The following is a 21,772-nucleotide window of genomic DNA, read 5'->3' on the forward strand; positions in this document are numbered from 1 at the left end:
GAGGGTAAGATAGTGATTAATTACAAGAAGATTACTGATGATACTTACTGGATCGGCGGAAGCGACAGGAGACTTTCAAGATTTGAGAACATTTTTCCTCTTGAGGACGGTGTTTCCTATAACAGCTATGTCATTTTGGATGAGAAGACTGCGCTTTTTGATACCGCGGATATTTCCATTTCAGATCAGTTCCTGGAGAATTTAAAGGGAATTCTTGCAGACAGGAAGCTGGATTATCTTGTCATAAATCACATGGAACCGGATCACTGCTCTCAGATAGCAACGGTTGTTTACATGTATCCTGATGTAACTCTGGTAGGAAATGCCAAGACCTTTACTTTCCTTTCACAGTTTTTCCCTGAACTTGGTTCAATTAATAAGATCACAGTGGCTGAGGGCGACAGCTTAGAGCTTGGAAAGCATACCCTTAGCTTTGTAATGGCGCCTATGGTTCACTGGCCGGAAGCTATGTTCACATACGATGCTTCAACAGGCGTTCTTTTCTCTGCAGATGCATTCGGAACCTTTGGAGCAATCGATGCAGGCATTTTTGCAGACGAATATGACTTTGAGAAGAGATTCCTTGATGAAGCAAGAAGATACTATGCTAATATTGTAGGAAAATACGGCATGCAGGTGCAGGCTGTTCTTAAAAAGGCAGCAGGTATCGACATCAAGTTTATCTGCCCTCTTCACGGACCTGTCTGGAGAGAGAACATCGCATGGTTTATTGATAAGTACCAGAAGTGGAGCACCTATGCTCCTGAGGATGACGAGATAGTGGTTATCTACGGAAGTCTTTACGGACATACAGAGAGTGCTGCTCAGAAGACTGCATCAATGCTCAGGGAAAAGAGCGGCAAACAGGTAAGAATCTATGATGTTTCTCAGACCCACGCTTCAGTCCTTATTTCTGAAGTATGGCGCTGTGGCAAGATTGTGCTGTTCTGTCCTACTTACAACAACGGTATCTATACACCTATGGAGAATTTCCTGTCTGACTGTGCAGCTCTTACTGTACAGAACAGAACCTTCGCACTTGCTCAGAACGGAACCTGGGCTCCTGCATCAGGAAAACTCATGAGAGAAAAATTAGAGGCTCTTAAGAACATCACTATCGTAGAGCCTGTGCTCACAATCAAGAGCGCACTGTCCGAGACGGACGAGCCTGAACTTAAGGCCTTTGTGGATGCTATAGCAGAGGCTTAAGAATATAAAACTTAATAACGGGAGAGTATTATGAAAGAGTTTTTGAAGAGAAAGAACATTGTCATTTCGGGGAAAAGATATGGCATTGATGCATTGTCAGCTATGGCACAGGGACTTTTTGCATCACTGCTTATCGGAACGATTCTTAACACCATCGGAACACAGGCAGGAATCGCATGGCTTTCTGAGGTAGGAAAATTTGCATCATCCATGAGCGGTGCAGCAATGGCTGTAGCTATCGGATATGCACTTCAGGCTCCGCCTCTTGTTCTTTTTTCACTTGTAACTGTTGGTTATGCAGCAAATGCACTGGGAAGTACAACACTTTCAGGCGGCGCCGGTGCCGGCGGACCGCTGGCAGTTCTTCTTATTGCCATTCTTGCAGCAGAGTGCGGTAAAGCTGTTGCGGGAGAGACAAAAGTAGACATTCTTGTAACACCTATTACTACCATACTTGTGGGCGTAGGACTGGCATATCTTATCGCCCCTGCTATCGGAACAGCAGCTTCATCAGTTGGAAATGTAGTAATGTGGGCAACTGAGCAGCAGCCATTCCTTATGGGAATAATAGTTTCAGTGGTCGTAGGTATAGCACTTACACTTCCTATTTCATCTGCTGCTATCTGCGCAGCCCTTGGTCTTACAGGACTTGCAGGCGGCGCAGCTGTTGCAGGATGCTGTGCTCAGATGGTGGGCTTTGCATTTATGTCCTTTAAGGAAAATAAGTGGGGCGGCCTCATCTCACAGGGTATCGGAACATCTATGCTTCAGATGGGTAATATTGTTAAAAATCCCAAGATCTGGATTGCACCTATTCTTACAAGTGCCATCACAGGACCTATCGCAACCTGCGTTTTCCATCTTCAGATGAACGACCCTGCAAGTGCGGTGGCATCAGGTATGGGTACCTGCGGACTTGTTGGACAGATCGGTGTTTATGCAGGATGGGTAAATGATGTAGCTACCGGAGCAAAGGCTTCTATTACAGCTTTTGACTGGATCGGACTTGTGCTTATCTGCTTCATTCTTCCCGCAGTGCTCACTTGTGCATTTGGAGCAGCTTTCAGAAAGATGGGCTGGATCAAGGAAGGCGATCTGAAATTATCATAAATGAAACAAAGGGAGGTTTCTTATGCGTAATGTAACACTTGGTAAGACCGGAATAGTTGTCCCCCAGAACGGATTTGGCGCGCTTCCAATTCAGAGAGATGATATGGAGATGAGTGTAGAGATTCTTCGCAAGGCCTATGAAGGCGGAATGCGATATTTTGATACTGCAAGAGCCTACAGTGACAGTGAAGAGAAGCTTGGAAATGCCTTTGAAGGAATGAGAGATAAGATCTACATTGCTACAAAGACGACAGCCAAGACACCGGAGCAGTTCTGGAAGGATTTAGAGACTTCTCTTACTAATTTAAAAACAGATTATATTGATGTTTATCAGTTCCACATGGTTACTCAGTGCTACAGACCGGGCGATGGTACGGGCATGTATGAGTGCATGGTGGAAGCCAAAAAGCAGGGAAAGATAAAACATATCGGCGTTACATCCCACAGAATAGCAGTGGCGATGGAGTGCGTTGAATCAGGTCTCTATGAGACCATGCAGTTCCCCTTCAGCTATCTGGCTGATGAGAAGGACATCGCCCTTGTTAAAAAGTGTCAGGAGTTGGAGGTTGGTTTCATTGCAATGAAGGGTCTTGCAGGCGGTCTTATCACCAATTCCAAGGCTGCTATGGGATTTATGCTGGATTATCCAAATGTGGTTCCCATCTGGGGAATTCAGAGAATGAACGAACTGGATGAGTGGCTTTCATTCTTTGAAAAAGAGCCTGTAATGACAGACGAAATAAGAGCTTTCATTGAAAATGAGCGAAAGGAATTATCAGGAGATTTCTGCAGAGGCTGCGGATACTGTCTCCCCTGCGCAGCGGGAATTGAGATAAATAACTGCGCAAGAATGTCTCTTATGATCAGAAGAGCACCTAGTGCAGGATGGCTTTCTCCTGAGTGGCAGGCCAAGATGGAAAAGATCGAGGACTGCATAAACTGCGGTGCATGTATGAGCAGATGTCCCTATGGACTTAAGACGCCTGAGCTTTTGAAGAAAAACCTTGCTGATTACAGAAGGGTTATTGCAGGAGAGATTACGGTTTAAGCATTACACTAAGAGAAAGGAGACGGATATGAAGGAGTTTGCCGGTTTCTCACATGGAATTAACCTGGGTGGATGGCTGTCACAGTGCGACCACACCAAGGAAAGATACGATAATTTTATTGTGGAAAGTGACATCGAGAAGATTAAGAGCTGGGGGCTTGATCATATCAGAGTTCCCGTTGATTACGATCTTGTGGAGGAAAAAGACGGAACCTATAAAGAAGACGGATTTGCTTACATTCAGAAGGCCATAGACTGGGCTGGAAAGTACGGTCTTAATATGGTACTTGATCTCCATAAGACCTTTGGCTACAGCTTTGATGGCGGAGAGCAGGAGTTTGGATTTTTCGAAAGTGAAGAATATCAGGAGCGCTTCTATAAGCTTTGGGAGCAGTTTGCAAAACGTTTTGGAAAATATGAGGACAGACTTGCTTTTGAGCTTTTGAACGAAGTAACCAAGAAGGAATACAAGGATATCTGGAACAGGGTTTCCACAGAGTGCATAAAGCGTGTAAGAGTTTTTGCACCTACCATCAAGATTCTTGTTGGCGGATATTATAACAACAGTATCGTTGCTCTTAAGGATATCTGTGATCCCTATGATGAGAATGTGGTTTATAACTTCCATTGCTATGAGCCTCTTGTTTTCACACATCAGGGCGCTGCATGGATCGACACTATGGATACCTCATTCCGCATGCCATTTGATTCCACATACAAACAGTACGAGGATAATGCCTTTGCACAGCTTGGAAACAGGCCTGAGGAACTTAAGGTTGCTGATCCGGATAAAAAGCTTGGCATAGAGTATTTTGAGCAGTATATGGAAGAGGCTGTTAGAGTAGCTAATGAGAGAAATGTTGCTCTTTACTGCGGGGAGTATGGTGTTATCAACCTTGCTACTCCGAAGGATACCCTTAAATGGTATCAGGCAATAGGCAGCTGCTTTAACAAATACAACATCGGCAGAGCTGCATGGAGCTACAAGGAGATGGATTTCGGACTTGTGGATGCCCATATGGACAGCGTAAGAGATGAGATTCTTAAGCTGATGTAAAAACATAGAATAAAGGTTCATAAGAATAGCCGGTTTTTGCCGGCTATTTTTGTGTGAAATTTACTGTAAATATGATGTATAAATCAGTGAAATCGTATATTTGTGTATTTTTATGGATGTATCATAAAGAAGTAGTAAAAAACTTTTGACTATAATTTGATCTTATTACATAAGGAGGTTATTTCAATGAGTATTTGGAAAGCTACCAAAGTAGCAGAGATGTCAGCCAGAGAAAAGGCTCACATGGAGAAGGTTCGTAAGTTTGCTGCTGAAGGTATGGTTCTTTTAGAAAATGACGGAACTCTTCCGCTTGCTGCTGATACTAAGAAGATCGCACTTTTTGGTAACGGTGCAAGACACATGATCAAGGGTGGTAAAGGATCAGGTGACGTTAACAGCAGAAGCGTAGTTGGAGTTGAGCAGGGAATTCTTGAAGCAGGCTGCGAAGTTGTTTCAGGCAGCTGGCTTGATGAATATGACAAGATCTGCACAGATGCTAAGGGAGCATATGATGCAAGAGTTAAGGATTTAATCGAGAACTCAGGCAATCCCATGGCAGGCTTCATGGAGATCTTCAACAATCCTTATCATGATCCCGATGTACAGGAAATCACAGATGCAGACATGGCAGATGCTGACGCAGCTGTATATGTAATCGCAAGAGATTCCGGTGAAGGTCGTGACAGAAAGCCTGTAGCAGGCGATTATGAGCTTACAGATAATGAGAAAAAGAACATCGAGAAGCTGGCAGCACGCTATGATAAATTCGTAGTTGCACTTAATGTCGGCGGTGTTGTAGATACAAAGGCACTTAGAAGCACAAAGGGCGTTGGCGCTGTTCTTCTTATGAGCCAGGCAGGAAATGTTATCGGTACTGTTTTTGCTGATGCACTTTTTGGAAAATCCATTCCTACAGGTCATCTTGCAATGACATGGGCTGAGAATTACTCAGATTATCCGGCTTTCGACACATTCAGCTCACAGAACGGCAATGTAGATGATGAGTACTACAACGAGGGTATCTTCGTTGGATACAGATATTTTGACAGCTTTGGTAAAAAGCCTGCATATCCCTTCGGATACGGACTTTCCTACACAAGCTTTGACATCTCTGTGAAGGATGTAAGCCTTGCAGGTGAAGAGCTCACAGCTAAGGTAGAAGTTAAGAATACAGGAGATAAGTTTGCAGGAAAGCAGCTTGTTCAGCTCTATGTATCAGCTCCCGACGGAAATGTTGAAAAGCCTGTAAAGGAGCTTAAGGGCTTTGCTAAGACAAAAGAGCTTAAGCCCGGTGAAAGCGATGAGCTTACAATCAAGGTTAAGGTTTCTGATTTTGCTTCTTATGATGAATCAAAGGCATCTTATGTACTTGAGCCCGGTAAGTATTTCATCAGAATCGGTGAAAATGCATGCAGCACACACATCGCTGCAGCTGTAGAAGTAGCAGGTGAGATCGTTACTCAGAAGCTCGCTAACAAGATGAAGGTTGATACAGACCTTAACGAGATCTCAGCCAAGGGTGCTACTCCTCTTACATACGACGGCGAAGAGTCTGAGAAGGCAGCAGCTAAGGTTCTTACACTTGATGCAGGTGCAATCAAGACTGTTGTTGCTGAGTACGAGGGTGCTCCCACAGAATACAACTGCGATAAGGCAGAAAAGATCACTCTCGAGGACGTTAAGTCAGGTAAGGCTACAATGGAGGATCTCCTTGGACAGCTTACAAGAGAAGAGATGGCAGATCTCTGCGTAGGTACAGCAAGAGGCGGCTTTGGAGGAACAAGCGTAATCGGTACTGCATCAGCAGTAGTTCCCGGAGCAGCAGGTGATACAAGCTCCAAGATGGCAACAGACAGAGGTGTTCATAACCTTGTTCTTGCTGACGGACCTGCAGGTCTTCGTCTTACACCTTACTTTGCTGTTGATGAAGAGAATCAGTATATTCCTGAGCAGAGTGCTATGGCATTTGATTTCGCAGGAACATTTGAACAGCCTACAACAGATATACATGGCGAAGTTACAAAGTATTATCAGTACTGCACAGCTATTCCGATTGCAACCATGCTTGCACAGACCTGGAACATGGATGTTATCGAAGAAGCCGGCGACATTGTTGGTACAGAGATGGAAGAGCTTGGTGTTAACCTCTGGCTTGCACCCGGTATGAACATCCAGAAGAATCCTCTTTGCGGAAGAAACTTCGAATACTATTCAGAGGATCCGCTTCTTGCAGGTATGTGCGCAGCAGCTGATACAAAGGGTGTTCAGAAGCATAAGGGATGCGGAACAACCATCAAACACTTTGCATGTAACAACCAGGAAGATAACAGAATGCACACCAACGCTCATGTAAGTGAGAGAGCACTTCGTGAGATTTATCTTAAGGGCTTTGAGGTAGCTGTAAGACAGTCACAGCCTCTGTCAATCATGACAAGCTACAACCTCATAAACGGCATCCACGCAGCAAATAACTACGATCTGCTTACAGCTATATGCAGAAACGAATGGGGATTCGAAGGTGTAGTTATGACTGACTGGGGAACAACAGGCGGCATTGAGATGGAGCAGAGAACATTTAAGTATGGTTGCTCAAATGCTGCTGACTGCGTAAGAAGCGGTAACGATCTTACAATGCCCGGTTCTGATGAAGATGTTAAGAACATCCTTGATAATGGTGTTACAAGAGCTGAGCTGCAGGCTTGCACACGTCGTATCCTTGACTGTGTACTTAAGTGCAGATACTAATTAGGGGTAAGCTTTGGGGAAAGCATAATAGAAGGTTTTAGAGAAGGTTTAAGAAGGAGCTGTCGCACGGGGGGTGTGGCAGCTTTTTCAATCTATAGGATGACAGGGATGAAAAGCACTCCGTGAATACGAGCAGGTAATAGTTATTTTAACGAAATTACATAGAAGTTTTAGAAAGTGGGCGATTTCTCTATGTATAATAGTATTATAACTTTGCGATACTACGCAAAAACAGATGCGCATATATACAGGAGGATAAGGTCATTATGAAAAGGAAACTAATAAGCCTATTAACTGTTGCCGCTCTTATGATAGCTATGCTTACAGGATGTTCGTCCAAAAATGAAGTTGGAGCTGAGCAGCTTGCCGACAAGAAGGTCGGAGTTTGTATCTACCAGTTCAATGACAATTTCATGACACTTTTTAGAAATGAGCTTCAAAACTACCTTGTTTCTAAGGGATTTTCAGAAGAAAATATCACAATTGTAGACGGAGCAAACAATCAGGATACCCAGACAGCTCAGATTCAGGAGTTCATCGATAATAAGGTGGATGTCCTTATTGTGAACCTGGTTAATTCATCCTCTGCAGGAACCATCACGGACCTTGTGGCAGGGGCAGGAATTCCTCTTGTTTATATTAACCGTGAACCGGGCCCCGCAGAAGAGCAGAGATGGGCAGATAAAAACATGAATGTCTGCTATGTAGGCTGCGATGCACGCCAGTCAGGAACATATCAGGGAGAGATTATTTCAGACATTGGTAAAAACAAGGTTGATCTTAATAAGGACGGCAAGGTTCAGTACATAATGATCGAGGGCGACCCTGAAAACATCGATGCCCAGTATCGTACAAAATATTCAATCAAGGCTCTTCAGGATGCGGGAATTAATGTACAGTGTCTTGATGACCAGATTGGAAACTGGGATATGGATGCAGCAAAGCAGCTGGTGGCAGAGTCTCTTGCTGCACATCCTCAGACAGAGGTCGTTTTCTGTAATAATGACGCCATGGCTCTTGGTGCTCTTGAGTCCATTAAGGCAGCAGGCAGAACCGTTGGCACAGACATCTATCTTGTAGGCTGCGATGCTCTTGCAGAGGCAGTTGATGACGTTATCGCAGGAACAATGACAGGTACTGTTTTCAATGATCATATTACACAGTCCCACAGCGCAGGCGATGCTGCAATTAACTATGTTGCAGGAATCGGAAATGACCACTATATCGGCTGTAACTACGTTAAGGTTACAAAAGATAATGCGAAGAAAATCCTTGATTCAGTTAAATAACTGAAGCTACATACAATAAGAAATGCTTTGATGAAAGCCCGGTATATTTGTACCGGGCTTTTGTCTGCCCAGATAAGGTAAAGAATAATTATAATTATTCTCTCCATTTGAATACTACAAGAGCGCTGATATTATAAAAAATGTAAAAGCGCTTTGAACAGACAACATGAATTACATTAAAGAGAGGGTATGAAAATGAACAGAGATATTTTTATAAGAAACCTGACTAAGGAAAAAATAGAGATGAGTCCCAAGGGAAGAAGTGCAAATGAGCTAACGCCTGAGGAATTTGAAAAATGCTACGAGAGCTTTTTTGATATGATCTTTGAGATTGCAGATACAGATGTATCAGAAATTGAGGGCTACGGAGAATTTGATGAGAACAACAAGGCACCCTTTGAAAGTCTTGAAGCTTTTATAAAGGATGATATGCTGGGTGATCCAACAGAAGGCTATTGGAAGAACTGGAAGGAGATGTTTGGAACAACATTCCTTAAGGAAGATTACTACAATGAGATAGCTGCCAAGGCTCTACACTACGCGCCTTTTTGCGAAGATAAGAGATTTCTCGCAAACAACAACACGTTCTTTTGCAACATGATAGTGGGTGAAGATGGAAAGACCTACTGTACTGACTGGGGAAGAGCAGGTATCATGGATTATATGATGGATTTTGCAATCCTTGATCTCAACAAGCCATATCTGCTTGTTCCGGAAAAGCTCTTTGAATATGCAAAAAAGAGAAATATTGAAATTCCTGATTTTAAGGAGCGCTTCCTGTGCATGGCTTATTACAAGGGAATTGTTACTCTTAGATGGCACGCATCAATTGACGATTTAGAGTCCTGCGAGTCCATCGTAAAGTCCATAAACGCTCTTGAAGAGCGCATGAACAGGCTTTGATCAGATTTATTTGGCGGGAGGAATTTACTTAAAATGAAATACGAAAATGCCGGGGACATTCTTCCTGCTAAGCTTTTGGAGGAAGTGCAAAAATATGCTGCGGGAAAGCTTATCTACATCCCAAAGAATGAGAAGTCAAAGGGATGGGGCGAAGCATCAGGCTACAGAGATAAACTGAATAAGCGAAATGCAGCTATCTGCAGCCGCTATTCCTCCGGTTGTTCAATCATGGAGATAGCAGAGGAGTTTTTCCTGTCTCCTGAAACCATAAAGAAGCTGGTTTATGGAAAGAAGGTGAATCTGCCAATGTTTTCCAAAACAATTACATCTGCAAAGCAGTATGCAAATGCAGGTATGGGTGAAGAGTGGGTAAGGATATACTTAAACTCTCTTGGGCAGGAAATGCCTGACAGTGCAGACTTTTTCATGACAGAGCTTGTAAGGATTCCGCTGAGATTGATTGAAAATGATTCCAGTGAGAACTGTGATGATGCTGGTAATGCAGCCTTTGATGTGCCATTGATAGTTCTGTTTGATAATAAGAAATTCGTTACACCTTATCAGCCCGGGTACTTACAGAGCTTAAAGAATGAAAAGCACAACGCCCAATATGCTTTTGTCTTTGCAAGTACTGATGAATATGGATATTTCTGGAATAACTTTGGTAAGAATTTCCAGAGATAGAAAAAAGATTTATAAACGTCATAAAACTTGTTTGTCATCTAATACAAACAAGTTTTATGGCTTTTTTATTTAGCGGTTTTTATCTCATTTTTCTTACATCACAGTCGTTGTCATCACTTGAAGAAAAACTCGATCCTGAGCAGTTCATCAGATGCCACAAGTCCTACATCATAAAAACTGATGCCATCAGAAAACTTGAGGTGTACGGAAGGTGGACCTATACAGTTAAGCTCAAAGATACGGAAGAGACAGCACTTATGACTTCTGAGAAGTATGAAGAGATAAAGAAGAGGTTTTTATAAGAGTCGAGTCCTGTAATCATGGTCAGAGAGTTCCTTACCAGTGCGGATGCGTTTTGAGGGGGTTGTGAATCTTAGAGAATAAGAATTGTTTACCGGCAGTCTGAGGTCTGCCGGTTTATTTTGCGCCAAAAAGAAACCTGAAGTTTCGAAAGAAGAAACCCACTGCTTATGGCATTGGTGGGACTTGTACTGTACAATGATAGTGCATCTATAAAGTCCAGATAGTGCCAACTGATCAATCATCAACTGCTTTTTTGCGGGTGTGCTTTGGCTTTCTTACGGGGATATAATGGTAAAACACTATTTATCACTGTAGGATTAGCAGGTGATAGTCGTCAGATTACGTGGATGAAGCAGAGAAACGTTATTTGGCCCCGTAAGAAAGGCGGGAAATAGTGGCTGGATTACGGGGACGGAGCAGGGAAACGCCATTAGGCCCCGTAAGAAAGGCGGGAAATAGTGGCTGGATTACGGGGACGGAGCAGGGAAACGCCATTGGGCCCCGTAAGAAAGGCGGGAAATAGTGGCTGGATTACGGGGACGGAGTAAGAAAACGCCATTTGGCCCCGTAAGATAGACAGCGAAAGTCTATGTGAGGATATTATTATGGACTTGGAGAAGAGTTAAAGAAGGCCAGAAAAGATAAACACATTTCTCAGGAAGAACTTGCGGAGATAAAGTATGAAACTTGTTGAACTTAATGCATCGGATGTTGAGCGTATCTATACCGAACGCCTCATCTTTGATTTTCCAAGAGACGAACAAAAGCCTCTGGATGTAATATTGAAGGCTATGGATAAAGGGATATACGAATGCCTTGGACTCTGGTATGAGGACGAGGTAATCGGCTATGCTTTTCTTGTAAAAAAGGATAAGGATTATCTCATAGATTATCTTGCTATATCGCCCAAAAAGAGAAATCAAGGTATTGGCGGTAAAGCGCTTCAATTACTATCAGAATACTTTGCAGATGTTGACACCGTGATATTAGAGATAGAAGATCCGGACAGAACGGATGATGCAGCAGAAAAAGAGCTTCAGCTAAGGCGGCGAGCTTTTTATCTAAGAAACAACTGCAAAGATACCGGTGTTAGAGCATTTTGTTTTCAGGTGCCGTTCCAGATATTGGTCCTTGGACAGAACAAAACCGAGGACTTGGAAAAGCTGAAGGAGCTGTATCAATCATTTTACAGAATGGTATTACCTAAAGAAATTTTTGATGAAAATATGGGGGATTTTTATTAAAAATAAAGAATGCAAAATAGTGCAAATTTAAACTAAAATTCGATTGAGCGAGAAGAGAGAAATCATGAATGTTGTTGTAAAGCCGTTGGAATCAGATGATGAGAAAAAAGGCAAAGCCTTTGTCCATTGGAAGTCATGGCACGAAGCCTATGAAAAGCTTGTGAGCGCGGCATATCTTGATAAGCTTACGCTTGAAAAGTGTGAGGAGTGGGCTTTTCAGTGGCCAGAAAATACTTATGTTGCAATAGATGATGGGAAGGTCGCCGGATTTGTGTGCTGCTTTGGGCATGGAGATGATGAGCCTGATGTGGGCGAAGTCAATGCAATCTATGTCCTTTCAGAATATTATGGCAAGGGCGTAGCGCAGCAGCTGATGGACACCGCTTTGGATAAACTAAAAGATTATTCAAGGAAAGAATTGTGGGTATTAAAGGACAATCCTCGGGCGATAGCTTTTTATAAAAAATACGGATTTCATGAAGATGGCACTGAGAAATACTTAAAGAGCCTCGAAGATACTGAGATCCGGATGATCAAAGAATAAAACTACAGGAGAATTACTAGAGAATGTTACTTACAAAAAATATTGAGACACCAAGACTTATAATACAGTCCTGGAGAAAAACTGACACTGATTTTACGCTGGCACTTTGGGGAGATGCAGAGAATGGAAAGTATATGTCTGATCCTTCCTCAGAGAATCAGGATGAAGGCTACCGCAAGGCCGTAGCTGAGATGGAGGATAGTCCTGATGGATATTATCTGATAGCTATTTTGAAAGAGGATGGCAGCCGTGTCGGTACCTGCTGTGCTTTTCCCGAAAATGAGAATTATGACATCGGTTACTGCATATCTAAAGACCACTGGAAAGAAGGGCTTGGAACCGAAATGATAGGTGCGCTGATAGAATGGATCAGGGCAGCAAGTGGCAAGTCTGTTACCGGTGAAGTGGCAGATTTAAATCTTGCCTCTGTCGCACTTCTTCGTAAACTTGGTTTTTCAGAAGATAAGAAAACACGATACAAAAAGTATGGAGAAGAGACATACTTTGATGCTCATTACTATAAGCTGGATTTAGAGTGAGCTTGCGGTTAAGAAATATCCGTGCATAAACTCACTTAATAAGTGAAACGAGTGGTATAGCGTGCTCCAATATGTAATATATAGTCAGGTAAAGGAGGCTATGAAAATGAATAAGTTTATTGCATATTGCGGTTTAGATTGTGAAGCCTGTGAGGCTCGTATTGCTACTGTTAACAATGATGATGATCTGCGAGCAAAAGTCGCAAAGGAGTGGACAGAACTGAATCAGGTTGAGATTACTCCTGAGATGATTAATTGCGTGGGCTGTCGCATTGATGGTGTGAAGACTCCGTTCTGTGATTCGCTTTGCCAGATCAGACAATGCGGTATGAAGAATGGATTCGAAACCTGCAGGGATTGTCAGAACGTGAAGAGCTGCGATAAAGTTGCAGCAATCATCGGAAATAACGAAGAAGCTCGTAGCAATTTGAATGCTTAGCGACTATAATTAATTAAATATTTAAAGGGAGGCATGACTATGAAAGTACTGATCATTAACGGAAGTCCCAGAGTGGGTGGCAACACATCTATTGCAATTAACGAGATGGTGAAGGTATTTGATTCTGAGGGCGTTGAAACAGAAGTTGTACAGGTCGGCAACAAAGATATCAGAGGCTGCATAGCATGTTCTTCATGTAAGACGAGCGGAAAATGTGTCTTTGATGACATTGTTAATGAGCTTGCACCTAAGTTTGAGGCTGCAGACGGTCTTGTTGTGGCATCTCCTGTATATTATGCCGCTGCAAATGGCACGCTTGTATCCTGTCTCGACAGATTGTTTTACAGTACCGGCTTTGACAGAACCATGAAAGTCGGCGCAAGCATAGCTGTTGCCCGCAGGGGTGGATGTTCCGCTACATTTGACCAGCTGAATAAGTATTTTATGAACTGCGGAATGGCTGTTGCAACAAGCCAATACTGGAATAGTGTTCATGGAAGAGATAAGGGCGAAGCAGAGCAGGATCTTGAAGGTCTTCAGACCATGCGTACTCTTGCAAGGAATATGACTTTCCTTATGAAGAGCATTGCTCTTGGAAAAGAGAAGTATGGACTTCCTGAGACAGAAGAACGCCAGTGGACACATTTTATTGGATAAGTGAGCGATTAGGTTATGATCTGATACTTTGTCATGTTTTCCTTCACCGCCTTTAGTACGTTATGTTCAAAGAGAAATCTTTTATACGTTTACGCCGGTTTCTTCGTCAGATACAGCACATATGTATCCCTAAACTCGACTTTATCTCCACCCGAAAGCGCCGCACTCCGAAGTTCTTCGAAAAACTTCGTTTTATATGGCTCCGGGATTAAAATGTGATCGCTGTGCGTCCCACAATACATCACATATTCATCCGCAGAAAAAACGCGTTTTCCATAGAAATCATGGCGAGTCAGATCTACATAGCCATAGTCGGTCGCATGAAGATAGTCAAATGGCTCCTTCATGTTCTTGTATTCCGTCACTGGCTTATAATATAAGTCGTAAACCTTCTGGATATTGCTGTACAGCTCCTCATTTGGTGTCTTATAATCACCGATCAGAAACATCATCGCCAACGTTCCACCTGGCTTTAACAGTTCAAACGTCTTGGAAAAAGCGACTTTCTCCGGAATCCACTGGATCGTCGCAGCAGAATATATCACATCAAACCGCTGTCCCCCGAAATCGTGCGTAATAAAGTCATCGTTTACGATATGGAAATTCGGTCTTGTGCCGTATTTTTCTTTCATCTTCTCATAGAGATGCTCTCCGAGCTCGATAGCATTATAATCGCAGCCTGTACCAAGAATGGGATCCGTCGCCTGGCCGGTTCCCGGGCCGATTTCCAACACCTTCGTTTGAGCTACGATGCCGGCTTCCTTGATGAAATATTCAAAAAGTTCTGGGCTATAACGAGGTCTGAACTTATCAAACTGCTCCGGAATTGTGTCAAACACCTTACGATATTCCATTGGCTTCTTCCTCATCGCGCTATATTTTTCATCCTGTCCCAAAATTGTATATCCTTAACCATTTATCTCGCAAGATATTGCTATGTTTGTATATTAAGTATAGATTGTTGAGACCATGAATGATTTCTCAACCTTCTCCCCATTCTTTTTTCAAGATAGCATACTGATAGGTGTTCTCATAATGCGGCGTTCCATCAGGGTTGTTTACAAAGCAGATAAACTCCTTGAAAAGACCTTCCTGCCTCATACCAAGCTTCTCACAAAGATGCTGGCTTGCTTTGTTGTAGTCCTCAGTATATGTATAAATACGCCGTGCACCTTTATCCTTGAAAAGATAATCAAAAAAAGCGTAAGCTGCTTCATACGCATAACCTGTGCCATGATAAGCTTTATTCAGCATCCAGCATGGGCTGAACGTATCCATCTCTGTACTTGCACCATGCTCATCAGCAGGCTCAGGATAAGCATCTATCTCACCTATAACTTTCCCTGATTCCTTAAGAACTATGGCAAAATAGTACTCTGTCTCAGAAGATCTTTTTATAACCTCTTGTCTAGCTTCTTCAATGGTATTCAGTCTCATATCGGCAAAGCAGTTAACTGCCGGTTCTTTCAGATATTCAAATACATCCTCTGCATCGCTCTCCTGAAAAGGGCGAAGAATCAATCGTTCTGTTTCTATTTTCATTTTATTATCCTTCATAAAATGGACATCTGTCCTTAATACACTGCTGATTCTGTGCTGAGAACTCACAAGTTTGCTCTTCGTATTCGAGATGAACACCATAGTGCTGATTAACATACAATATCCCATGTTTAAAAGCTATCATGGCATCTCTTTTACAGCACCTGGGTCCATTAATCCTTCCAAGTTCTACTATCGCGCTTGAAGTAAATGCCATATTCCGTCCAGAATATGATGTTCAGGCCCGTGGATGCTGATGTAATCCTTTTTTGCAATTTTTTTAAACATGTTTCGTTAAGAAATTTTCATTCCAATCTTAAGGTTTCTGAGCATACCCTTGCCATATATTCAGGAGATTCTTTCATACCGTTTTTTATCCATGTCAGCGACACTTCCCATAAGCCGGCAGCAATACCTCTGGCAATGTATTCATGTTGGGAAGCGTATTCGCTGTCTGAGGCAATACACAAGGCATTATAGAACATATCCGTAAAAGAAATATTTGAATTACGGATAAGTACACACATGTCTTTATCGGAGTGCAGTCTTGAAAACACCTTTAAAAACCACTCATATGTGTTACTTTTCTGCAACACTCCTGTTAGAGAAGCGCTGAGCTCGTCAGTTATGTTTTTTGTAATGTCCTGAATGATAGCCTCTTTTGAAGGATAATTTCTGTAGACAGAAGCTCTTGAAGCTCCTGATTTTTTTATTATCATGGTCATATTTATATCTTTGTACGGATGCTCTTTCATCAATCCGATCAGCGCTTCACAGATGCATTCTTTAGTAATTCTGTTGGACTCCTTATTTGACATTCTTCGTATATTCCTTTTTTCAAGCTCTGTGGACATTTTAGCCTCCATTTGTATTGTCACGACATTTTGTAAAATTGTGTATCAAATACGCACAACATATTGTTCGACATTTGTATAGATGATATAAATGTATTATCAGACAGATGTTTTGTCAATATACATAAAAATACTGGGAGACGATATGAACACATTTACAAATATTTCACATGCAGCGCAAAGACAAGCTTTTAGTGTCCTGATAGACAAATTCCTTGGCCATCTTGATAAGACTGATGACCGCACCAGAACATACTTAAAGCTCGTAGATGAAGCAGAACGCTTTTGGGGAAAGAAGGCTGCTGATCCTGAAAAACTGGAAGCTGTTAGACGTGCATTTAAGGATCCGGATAACCGCTGGGTAAACTTTATAAACAGAGTAGTGGATGAAACTGATCCGCATGTAGCCAAAATGACCATGCTCAATCTGGGGTACGAGGCTTTCTTCAGGGGAACAAGGACTATACGGAAGAACAGGGAAAAATACGGCTGTAACATACCGTGGCTTATACTTTTTGATCCTACTTCTGCCTGCAACATGCACTGTGAGGGATGCTGGTCAGGCACTTATGGACCAAAGAACAATTTGTCTTTTGCCGATATGGATAAGATAGTAACTCAGGGAAAAGAGCTGGGCGTGTATCTCTATATGATGACAGGTGGAGAGCCCCTTGTCAGGAAGGCAGATATACTTAAGCTTGCAGAAAAGCATAATGATGTGCAGTTCGGAATATATAGTAATTCAACTCTTGTGGATGATGATTTTTGTAAAGAGGTTGTACGGCTGGGAAATATTACATTCATGCTTTCCATAGAGGGGACACCTGAAACTAATGATGCAAGAAGAGGAATCGGTCATTATGATGCAGTGATGAATGCAATGTCTCTTTTCAAAAAATACGGAATTCTCTTTGGTACATCTATTTGCTATACAAGAAATAATATTGAAGCCGTGACAAATCCTGAATTTATAAAGTATATTGCAGAAAAAGGCGCGAGATTTGGCTTTTTCTTCCACTATATGCCGGTTGGAAATAATGCGGTACCGGAGCTGATGCCTACCGTAGAGCAGAGAAAGCTGATGATAGAACGTATCAGATGGATTCGCTCAAACGAATGTGATACAGGCTTCTTTCCGATGGATTTTCAGAATGACGGAGAAGCTGTAGGTGGATGTATTGCAGGTGGAAGGAATTATTTCCATATTAACTCAAGCGGAGATGCAGAACCTTGCGTTTTCATCCATTTTTCAAACACTAATATTCATGACAATTCTATTTTGGAAATGCTAAAGAGTCCGCTTTTCATGGAATATCATAAGGGACAGCCCTTTAATAAAAATCACTTAAGACCGTGTCCGATGCTCGAAAACCCAAAACTTCTAAGGGAGATGGTTGAAAGATCAAAAGCACATGGCACAAATGAAGAATCGGAGGAGAGTGTAGAGCATTTATGTGCAAAGTGTGATGACTATGCTCTCAAGTGGGCCCCTATTGCCGATGAGATTTGGAAATCGCAGCCACATCAAAAAAAGAAGTATGAAAATTATGCACCGGCTAATAGGATAGAAAATGATAATCTTATGAGATTTGAAGAGAAGAAAACAGGGCTTGCCAAAGATTTCAAAAAACATGCATGATTATAGAATTGCGAATGCTTTCTGATATAATAGAAACAGCTTAACCAAGCCATTTCTGGAGGTGTTTATGAAGGATTTCCGCATTGAATTTACTAATGAAAGAATCATCCCATCCGGTGGTCTCGCTGTAGTAGGAGCTATCCTTGGAAAAAGCGATTTTGTCAAAAGGTTTAATCGAATGGATGTTACACCTAACCGCTCGCAGCATCAGATCAAGAATGGAGATATTCTTCTTACATATACTGGCATGCAGTGTATGGGAAAGCCACAGTTTGAGGCTGTCCATGCTCATTCCAGCTGCAACTAGAATGAACAACTTTTGATTATCATATGACAAATCCCATTCGAAATGCAACATTACGGAACAAACAGTCAGATATGTGCATCCACTGTCAAGCAAACAACATCAAGCACCACCTTGATAATTCATGTCACCATTGCGGTGCATCCGCATAAATACTGCATTTGTGCTGGCTTGGTTTATATATTTCTGCAACAACTTGTTGCAGTTTTTGAGACTACCATACTTGTTTTATCCTCTTTGATTTCATAGCGATTATTTCTTTTTCCTGTATCGTCTGTTGCTGGTAGAACCGGTCGTTTCTATCTCATCAGCCATCTCTGATAGGATTGCTCTGGTTCTTGATTGGCTAAGTCCAATAGCTTCAGCAATCTCAGCTGATGAAGCATCATTAACTGTCTCCAAGAATTCCTTTATCTTATCCCGGGTTTCGCTTGTTTTGTTTCTAGTTTGACTATTCACTTGATTATCCGCTTGTTCGCTTGTTCGCTTGTTCGCTTGTTCGACTGTCCGCTTGTTCGCTTGTTCGACTGCTTCCGCTGTATTCAATCTATAAACGGTAACCTTAATTCCATCACCGAATTCTTCAAAAACTGGCTCTTGCAGACCATACTGCTTACATGACTTGATAATTCTGGGAATGCCGGTTCCCCATGCTTCAACTATGTGCATGTATTGGAACATATCAGCGATTGCCTGGTTTCTGCATTTGGATCTTCCGGTTTTCATGGTTGCAATATCCATTCCGCCATAGAGCATTCCTGGTGATACAACCTCGATTCTGTCATCGAAAATGGAAATCTGAATCTTGGATTCGACTAAATAGCTTCGATGAATAACAGCATTGGCTACCATTTCTCTTATTGACTTTATTGGAAGCTCATATACGTCTTTACTGTAGAGGCCATCAACTTTAGCGCCGATGTTAATATGCTTTAGGATAAACTGGAATGCATCAGACAACTGCTCATAAATAGGACCTTCAAACTCTTTTTTGTCTATAAAAAGATCTCTATCATTTCCTTTAAACAGGGCACACTGTATCTTGGCAAAACGAGAGTGATTATCTGTCATCAAAGAAAATGCGTGTGTGGGTGCTAAATCCCGTCCACTCCGACAGAGAAATCCCATGTCCTCGAGCTTGCCAATGGTCATGTCTTTGACAGCTAATTTTTCATCCTCTGTTTCACAATTTGAAAGCGCAATCTCTTTTACCACGCGGCATAACTCGAGAGCCTTATTCTCATCATAATCAACGCCAATTTCCTGCATTGAGTCATATGACAAGCTAGCCCCTTCAATCTCAAGTTCTTTTAACGTAACAGGATCTGCCGGTCTGCTGGTTCCGTTAACCCTTACATATGAAGTATCTTCTTTTGTTTTGTTAGCCAGATAGTATGGCCTATGTTTCCCCGGAAAGACCTCAACAACAAGAACTGTCTTACCTTCCACTGTTTGGGGATAAATGTCAGTCTCAATAAGCGGTGTACACGAATCTGAAATCATCGATGAAATTGAATCAGAGAGCTTAAACGGGCTCTGGTCCCCAATACCTACAACCTCTTTTGACTCATCGACAATTCCGATTATGCTCTTTCCGCCACTTGTATTAGCAAAAGCGATAATATCCTTTAAAAACTTCTCATGTTTTGAAGGGATTTCTTGCTTGAATTCTATTTTTTTATCTTCTCCAAAGTACTCTTTAGATACCATAGATAAATCTCCTCTGTTCCAGTCATATCATCCAGCATGAATTCTCCAACAAGTTGTTGGAGAAATACAACTCTATAGATTTCTGAAGCAAGTTGCTTCAGTTTTTACTTTTCTCCATTGCTTCCCATTCTGCCTTCATCAGTTCCAGCATCCGCTTCCTCTGCTCGTCTTCCGGAATATCAGAATGATCAACCTTAGTAATAGGGATATCGCGCATAGTCTCGATAAAGTATTGCTTCTCACGCTCATAGCTTTCCTGTGATCGCTCAAATCTGCGCAATTCACTTGTAAGCTTATAAGCCTTTTCTATAGCTGCGCATAAATCCTGATTCAAAGTCGCCTTCGGATCATGGAAAACTTCGTTGTGATAGACTTTTAATTCGATCCAATTTCGGTTCTCATCATCAGTAGCATCTTTCTCCTCTATGTCTACACGATCATGGACTGTGGTCTTTATTGAGAATTCTTCTGTTTCATACAGCTCCAGGAAACATGACAAAACATCGCCTACGCTGCCCAGATGGAAAGTCTCGTCCCGTCCGCATAGCCAATCCATTGAAATACCGCACTTATCAGCAATATTTATGATTGCATCAACAGTAGGCTTAATCTTTCCGCTTTCGTAGGATGACAATGTAGGCTGGGGAATGCCTAATTCAACGGCAAAATCCTTTTGCGATTTATTTCCCTGCAAAGAACGTAACGTTTTGAGACGTTCACCAAATAGATTATCTTTATCAGCCATGGTCGTGCTCCTTTCTTAATACAAGATATATTTTATCATATTTCACGAAAGAAACATATTATTTATATAAATATAGCATATACTAATACTAACACATTAAGATATAAAGTGGGAGGACAAACGCAAACACATAGTATTTGAAAATGAAAACGGAGATAAGGTCCGTGACAGCAAGATTGAAAAGACCTTTTCAGGTCTTCGCGTGAACAAGGAGGACGATGCAAAGATCGTTATTGGATGCGAATTCAAAACCAGTGAAATTGTATCAATCACAAAACTAAACCTCCGCAAGATAAAATGCTTTGCGGAGGTTTGGTAAATATAGGGTAATCAAGTGAAAAACAGGTCTTTATCAGTGTATGATAAGGCCTGTTTTTGTTTTGTGTTATTTTTTCATTATGAATTAGGGGTGATGGAATCATCTAAGTGGAGGAGGAATATATGTCTCTTAATGAAACAGATAAGTTTGAAAGTGATTACGCCATAATTGAATACATCGAAAAAGATAATGTGGTTTTTCATGTATGGAAAAAAGAGGCTCATTTTGATGACTATCGAAAGCCGGTTATGGCATCTCTTGAAATGCTCAGGACGCACAAAGGAAGCGTTTTCATTGTCGATGCAAGAAATGGATTCGAAGATGTGAAGGAAGACGTTGAGTGGGGATTCACATATTTTCTTCCGGAGCTTAAGAGAACCGGATGCGAGATTTGGGGATTTATTCTACCTGAGATTTCTGATATTGAAGGTGAAATAGACCTTTGGACCAACGAGATTGAGAAGAACTTTAGGGTTATAAGAGCGGAGAAATATGAGGATGTTTTAAAACAAATCTAAAGCCACTGTTGATATTCAGGTGGCAATAAATAAGAGGCTTAGAAAAATCGCATTTGTAGGCGTGGGCAATAACGGAATTCTATTAGGTAGTTGAAGTGACAGGGTTTGAACCTGCGGTCTCCGCTTCGCTCCGGTCGTTGCTAAACGCTCGTCCCCCGGACGAGCAGCAACTCTGCGTCCCGAACTCTCATTTTTGTTTATCCTATAGTAGTCTTTGAAGCCTTACTAATCCCAATAAACCCGCATGGTTCTGCATTTTGAGCAAAATGCTTCAATTCGCCAAATATTATCTGCATCATAATTCATGCTGATTTTTGGGAACGTTTTTGGGAACAAAACAATCTTGGGCAAGTATAAGATTACCCTCCAAATA

23 protein-coding genes are annotated in these 21,772 nt (G+C 41.8%); 17 read left to right on the plus strand and 6 right to left on the minus strand.

Annotated elements, in window-relative coordinates; genetic code table 11:
- The first annotated feature begins 12 nt into the window (after positions 1 to 12).
- The 14 genes from G603_RS0111170 to G603_RS0111235 all read left to right on the plus strand — a co-directional run bounded on the left by G603_RS0111170 (position 13) and on the right by G603_RS0111235 (position 13,771).
- A complete protein-coding gene (locus G603_RS0111170; RefSeq protein ID WP_026670275.1) occupies positions 13 to 1,209 on the plus strand; it encodes an FprA family A-type flavoprotein in 1,197 nt (398 codons plus the stop codon).
- A 30-nt stretch (positions 1,210 to 1,239) separates the two neighbouring features.
- On the plus strand, positions 1,240 to 2,319 hold the full coding sequence (locus G603_RS0111175) for a PTS transporter subunit IIC (protein ID WP_026670276.1): 1,080 nt from the start codon (positions 1,240 to 1,242) through the stop codon (positions 2,317 to 2,319).
- A gap of 22 nt (positions 2,320 to 2,341) precedes the next feature.
- Complete coding sequence (locus G603_RS0111180) at positions 2,342 to 3,367, plus strand: aldo/keto reductase (RefSeq protein WP_026670277.1); 1,026 nt, start codon at positions 2,342 to 2,344, stop codon at positions 3,365 to 3,367.
- Positions 3,368 to 3,395: 28 nt separating this feature from the next.
- Positions 3,396 to 4,424, plus strand: coding sequence for a glycoside hydrolase family 5 protein (locus G603_RS0111185; RefSeq protein WP_026670278.1), 1,029 nt, complete (start codon positions 3,396 to 3,398; stop codon positions 4,422 to 4,424).
- Positions 4,425 to 4,610: 186 nt separating this feature from the next.
- Positions 4,611 to 7,169 carry a beta-glucosidase gene (locus tag G603_RS0111190; protein WP_026670279.1) on the plus strand — a complete coding sequence of 853 codons (2,559 nt, stop codon included), beginning with the start codon at positions 4,611 to 4,613 and terminating at the stop codon, positions 7,167 to 7,169.
- A gap of 266 nt (positions 7,170 to 7,435) precedes the next feature.
- Positions 7,436 to 8,458 carry a galactose ABC transporter substrate-binding protein gene (locus tag G603_RS0111195; RefSeq protein ID WP_026670280.1) on the plus strand — a complete coding sequence of 341 codons (1,023 nt, stop codon included), beginning with the start codon at positions 7,436 to 7,438 and terminating at the stop codon, positions 8,456 to 8,458.
- A 195-nt stretch (positions 8,459 to 8,653) separates the two neighbouring features.
- Positions 8,654 to 9,361 carry a hypothetical protein gene (locus G603_RS0111200; RefSeq protein WP_026670281.1) on the plus strand — a complete coding sequence of 236 codons (708 nt, stop codon included), beginning with the start codon at positions 8,654 to 8,656 and terminating at the stop codon, positions 9,359 to 9,361.
- A 33-nt stretch (positions 9,362 to 9,394) separates the two neighbouring features.
- The gene (locus G603_RS22850) at positions 9,395 to 10,045 is read left to right on the plus strand and encodes a CD3324 family protein (protein WP_242834875.1); all 651 of its coding nucleotides are present in this window, start codon (positions 9,395 to 9,397) and stop codon (positions 10,043 to 10,045) included.
- A 56-nt stretch (positions 10,046 to 10,101) separates the two neighbouring features.
- On the plus strand, positions 10,102 to 10,347 hold the full coding sequence (locus G603_RS0111210) for a LytTR family DNA-binding domain-containing protein (protein WP_026670282.1): 246 nt from the start codon (positions 10,102 to 10,104) through the stop codon (positions 10,345 to 10,347).
- Positions 10,348 to 11,028: 681 nt separating this feature from the next.
- Positions 11,029 to 11,592 carry a GNAT family N-acetyltransferase gene (locus G603_RS20125; RefSeq protein WP_051207764.1) on the plus strand — a complete coding sequence of 188 codons (564 nt, stop codon included), beginning with the start codon at positions 11,029 to 11,031 and terminating at the stop codon, positions 11,590 to 11,592.
- A gap of 64 nt (positions 11,593 to 11,656) precedes the next feature.
- Positions 11,657 to 12,136: a GNAT family N-acetyltransferase gene (locus G603_RS0111220; RefSeq protein ID WP_026670283.1), complete on the plus strand. Its 480-nt coding sequence runs from the start codon at positions 11,657 to 11,659 to the stop codon at positions 12,134 to 12,136.
- A gap of 23 nt (positions 12,137 to 12,159) precedes the next feature.
- Positions 12,160 to 12,675 (plus strand): GNAT family N-acetyltransferase, encoded by a 516-nt coding sequence (locus G603_RS20130; RefSeq protein ID WP_051207765.1) that lies wholly within the window; start codon positions 12,160 to 12,162, stop codon positions 12,673 to 12,675.
- Positions 12,676 to 12,781: 106 nt separating this feature from the next.
- Positions 12,782 to 13,114 (plus strand): DUF3795 domain-containing protein, encoded by a 333-nt coding sequence (locus tag G603_RS0111230; RefSeq protein ID WP_026670284.1) that lies wholly within the window; start codon positions 12,782 to 12,784, stop codon positions 13,112 to 13,114.
- 39 nt (positions 13,115 to 13,153) lie between these two features.
- Complete coding sequence (locus G603_RS0111235; protein ID WP_026495523.1) at positions 13,154 to 13,771, plus strand: flavodoxin family protein; 618 nt, start codon at positions 13,154 to 13,156, stop codon at positions 13,769 to 13,771.
- A gap of 89 nt (positions 13,772 to 13,860) precedes the next feature.
- Here the strand turns inward: G603_RS0111235 and G603_RS0111240 are convergent, their stop codons facing one another.
- From G603_RS0111240 to G603_RS0111250, 4 genes are all read right to left on the minus strand, one after another.
- Positions 13,861 to 14,640 carry a class I SAM-dependent methyltransferase gene (locus G603_RS0111240; protein WP_330367640.1) on the minus strand — a complete coding sequence of 260 codons (780 nt, stop codon included), beginning with the start codon at positions 14,638 to 14,640 and terminating at the stop codon, positions 13,861 to 13,863.
- Between the two features lie 112 nt (positions 14,641 to 14,752).
- Positions 14,753 to 15,313, minus strand: coding sequence for a GNAT family N-acetyltransferase (locus tag G603_RS0111245; protein WP_026670286.1), 561 nt, complete (start codon positions 15,311 to 15,313; stop codon positions 14,753 to 14,755).
- A gap of 4 nt (positions 15,314 to 15,317) precedes the next feature.
- Positions 15,318 to 15,527, minus strand: coding sequence for a DUF5714 domain-containing protein (locus tag G603_RS22025; protein WP_242834876.1), 210 nt, complete (start codon positions 15,525 to 15,527; stop codon positions 15,318 to 15,320).
- A gap of 88 nt (positions 15,528 to 15,615) precedes the next feature.
- Entirely contained in the window at positions 15,616 to 16,164 is a 549-nt protein-coding gene (locus G603_RS0111250) for a TetR/AcrR family transcriptional regulator (protein ID WP_026670287.1), read from the minus strand.
- A 145-nt stretch (positions 16,165 to 16,309) separates the two neighbouring features.
- Here G603_RS0111250 and G603_RS0111255 point away from each other — a divergent pair, with 145 nt between their 5' ends.
- Together G603_RS0111255 and G603_RS20135 are read left to right on the plus strand one after the other, a co-directional pair.
- A complete protein-coding gene (locus tag G603_RS0111255) occupies positions 16,310 to 17,803 on the plus strand; it encodes a radical SAM protein (RefSeq protein ID WP_026670288.1) in 1,494 nt (497 codons plus the stop codon).
- 67 nt (positions 17,804 to 17,870) lie between these two features.
- Positions 17,871 to 18,110, plus strand: a complete 240-nt coding sequence (locus G603_RS20135; protein ID WP_242834877.1) for a hypothetical protein — start codon at positions 17,871 to 17,873, stop codon at positions 18,108 to 18,110.
- Between the two features lie 249 nt (positions 18,111 to 18,359).
- Here the strand turns inward: G603_RS20135 and G603_RS0111265 are convergent, their stop codons facing one another.
- Both G603_RS0111265 and G603_RS20140 read right to left on the minus strand, forming a co-directional pair.
- Positions 18,360 to 19,817 (minus strand): ATP-binding protein, encoded by a 1,458-nt coding sequence (locus G603_RS0111265; RefSeq protein ID WP_026670289.1) that lies wholly within the window; start codon positions 19,815 to 19,817, stop codon positions 18,360 to 18,362.
- 97 nt (positions 19,818 to 19,914) lie between these two features.
- On the minus strand, positions 19,915 to 20,562 hold the full coding sequence (locus tag G603_RS20140) for a helix-turn-helix domain-containing protein (RefSeq protein ID WP_051197902.1): 648 nt from the start codon (positions 20,560 to 20,562) through the stop codon (positions 19,915 to 19,917).
- A 441-nt stretch (positions 20,563 to 21,003) separates the two neighbouring features.
- Between G603_RS20140 and G603_RS0111275 the strand changes: the two genes are divergently transcribed.
- The gene (locus tag G603_RS0111275) at positions 21,004 to 21,399 is read left to right on the plus strand and encodes a hypothetical protein (RefSeq protein ID WP_026670290.1); all 396 of its coding nucleotides are present in this window, start codon (positions 21,004 to 21,006) and stop codon (positions 21,397 to 21,399) included.
- Positions 21,400 to 21,772 lie beyond the last annotated feature (373 nt).

The organism is Butyrivibrio sp. AE3006, from assembly GCF_000424165.1.
Lineage (GTDB): Bacteria > Bacillota > Clostridia > Lachnospirales > Lachnospiraceae > Butyrivibrio.

What these genes read in the sequence shown, in the direction of transcription:
- G603_RS0111240 (WP_330367640.1), bottom strand. Translation starts at nt 14,640, where the DNA reads ATGAGGAAGAAGCCAATGGAATATCGTAAGGTGTTTGACACAATTCCG.
- G603_RS0111195 (WP_026670280.1), top strand. Translation starts at nt 7,436, where the DNA reads ATGAAAAGGAAACTAATAAGCCTATTAACTGTTGCCGCTCTTATGATA.
- G603_RS0111210 (WP_026670282.1), top strand. Translation starts at nt 10,102, where the DNA reads ATGGCTTTTTTATTTAGCGGTTTTTATCTCATTTTTCTTACATCACAG.
- G603_RS0111220 (WP_026670283.1), top strand. Translation starts at nt 11,657, where the DNA reads ATGAATGTTGTTGTAAAGCCGTTGGAATCAGATGATGAGAAAAAAGGC.
- G603_RS0111235 (WP_026495523.1), top strand. Translation starts at nt 13,154, where the DNA reads ATGAAAGTACTGATCATTAACGGAAGTCCCAGAGTGGGTGGCAACACA.
- G603_RS20125 (WP_051207764.1), top strand. Translation starts at nt 11,029, where the DNA reads ATGAAACTTGTTGAACTTAATGCATCGGATGTTGAGCGTATCTATACC.
- G603_RS0111255 (WP_026670288.1), top strand. Translation starts at nt 16,310, where the DNA reads ATGAACACATTTACAAATATTTCACATGCAGCGCAAAGACAAGCTTTT.
- G603_RS0111275 (WP_026670290.1), top strand. Translation starts at nt 21,004, where the DNA reads ATGTCTCTTAATGAAACAGATAAGTTTGAAAGTGATTACGCCATAATT.
- G603_RS20140 (WP_051197902.1), bottom strand. Translation starts at nt 20,562, where the DNA reads ATGGCTGATAAAGATAATCTATTTGGTGAACGTCTCAAAACGTTACGT.
- G603_RS20130 (WP_051207765.1), top strand. Translation starts at nt 12,160, where the DNA reads ATGTTACTTACAAAAAATATTGAGACACCAAGACTTATAATACAGTCC.
- G603_RS0111265 (WP_026670289.1), bottom strand. Translation starts at nt 19,817, where the DNA reads ATGGTATCTAAAGAGTACTTTGGAGAAGATAAAAAAATAGAATTCAAG.
- G603_RS22850 (WP_242834875.1), top strand. Translation starts at nt 9,395, where the DNA reads ATGAAATACGAAAATGCCGGGGACATTCTTCCTGCTAAGCTTTTGGAG.
- G603_RS0111245 (WP_026670286.1), bottom strand. Translation starts at nt 15,313, where the DNA reads ATGAAAATAGAAACAGAACGATTGATTCTTCGCCCTTTTCAGGAGAGC.
- G603_RS0111175 (WP_026670276.1), top strand. Translation starts at nt 1,240, where the DNA reads ATGAAAGAGTTTTTGAAGAGAAAGAACATTGTCATTTCGGGGAAAAGA.
- G603_RS0111250 (WP_026670287.1), bottom strand. Translation starts at nt 16,164, where the DNA reads ATGTCCACAGAGCTTGAAAAAAGGAATATACGAAGAATGTCAAATAAG.
- G603_RS0111200 (WP_026670281.1), top strand. Translation starts at nt 8,654, where the DNA reads ATGAACAGAGATATTTTTATAAGAAACCTGACTAAGGAAAAAATAGAG.
- G603_RS20135 (WP_242834877.1), top strand. Translation starts at nt 17,871, where the DNA reads ATGAAGGATTTCCGCATTGAATTTACTAATGAAAGAATCATCCCATCC.
- G603_RS0111185 (WP_026670278.1), top strand. Translation starts at nt 3,396, where the DNA reads ATGAAGGAGTTTGCCGGTTTCTCACATGGAATTAACCTGGGTGGATGG.
- G603_RS0111230 (WP_026670284.1), top strand. Translation starts at nt 12,782, where the DNA reads ATGAATAAGTTTATTGCATATTGCGGTTTAGATTGTGAAGCCTGTGAG.
- G603_RS22025 (WP_242834876.1), bottom strand. Translation starts at nt 15,527, where the DNA reads ATGGCATTTACTTCAAGCGCGATAGTAGAACTTGGAAGGATTAATGGA.
- G603_RS0111190 (WP_026670279.1), top strand. Translation starts at nt 4,611, where the DNA reads ATGAGTATTTGGAAAGCTACCAAAGTAGCAGAGATGTCAGCCAGAGAA.
- G603_RS0111180 (WP_026670277.1), top strand. Translation starts at nt 2,342, where the DNA reads ATGCGTAATGTAACACTTGGTAAGACCGGAATAGTTGTCCCCCAGAAC.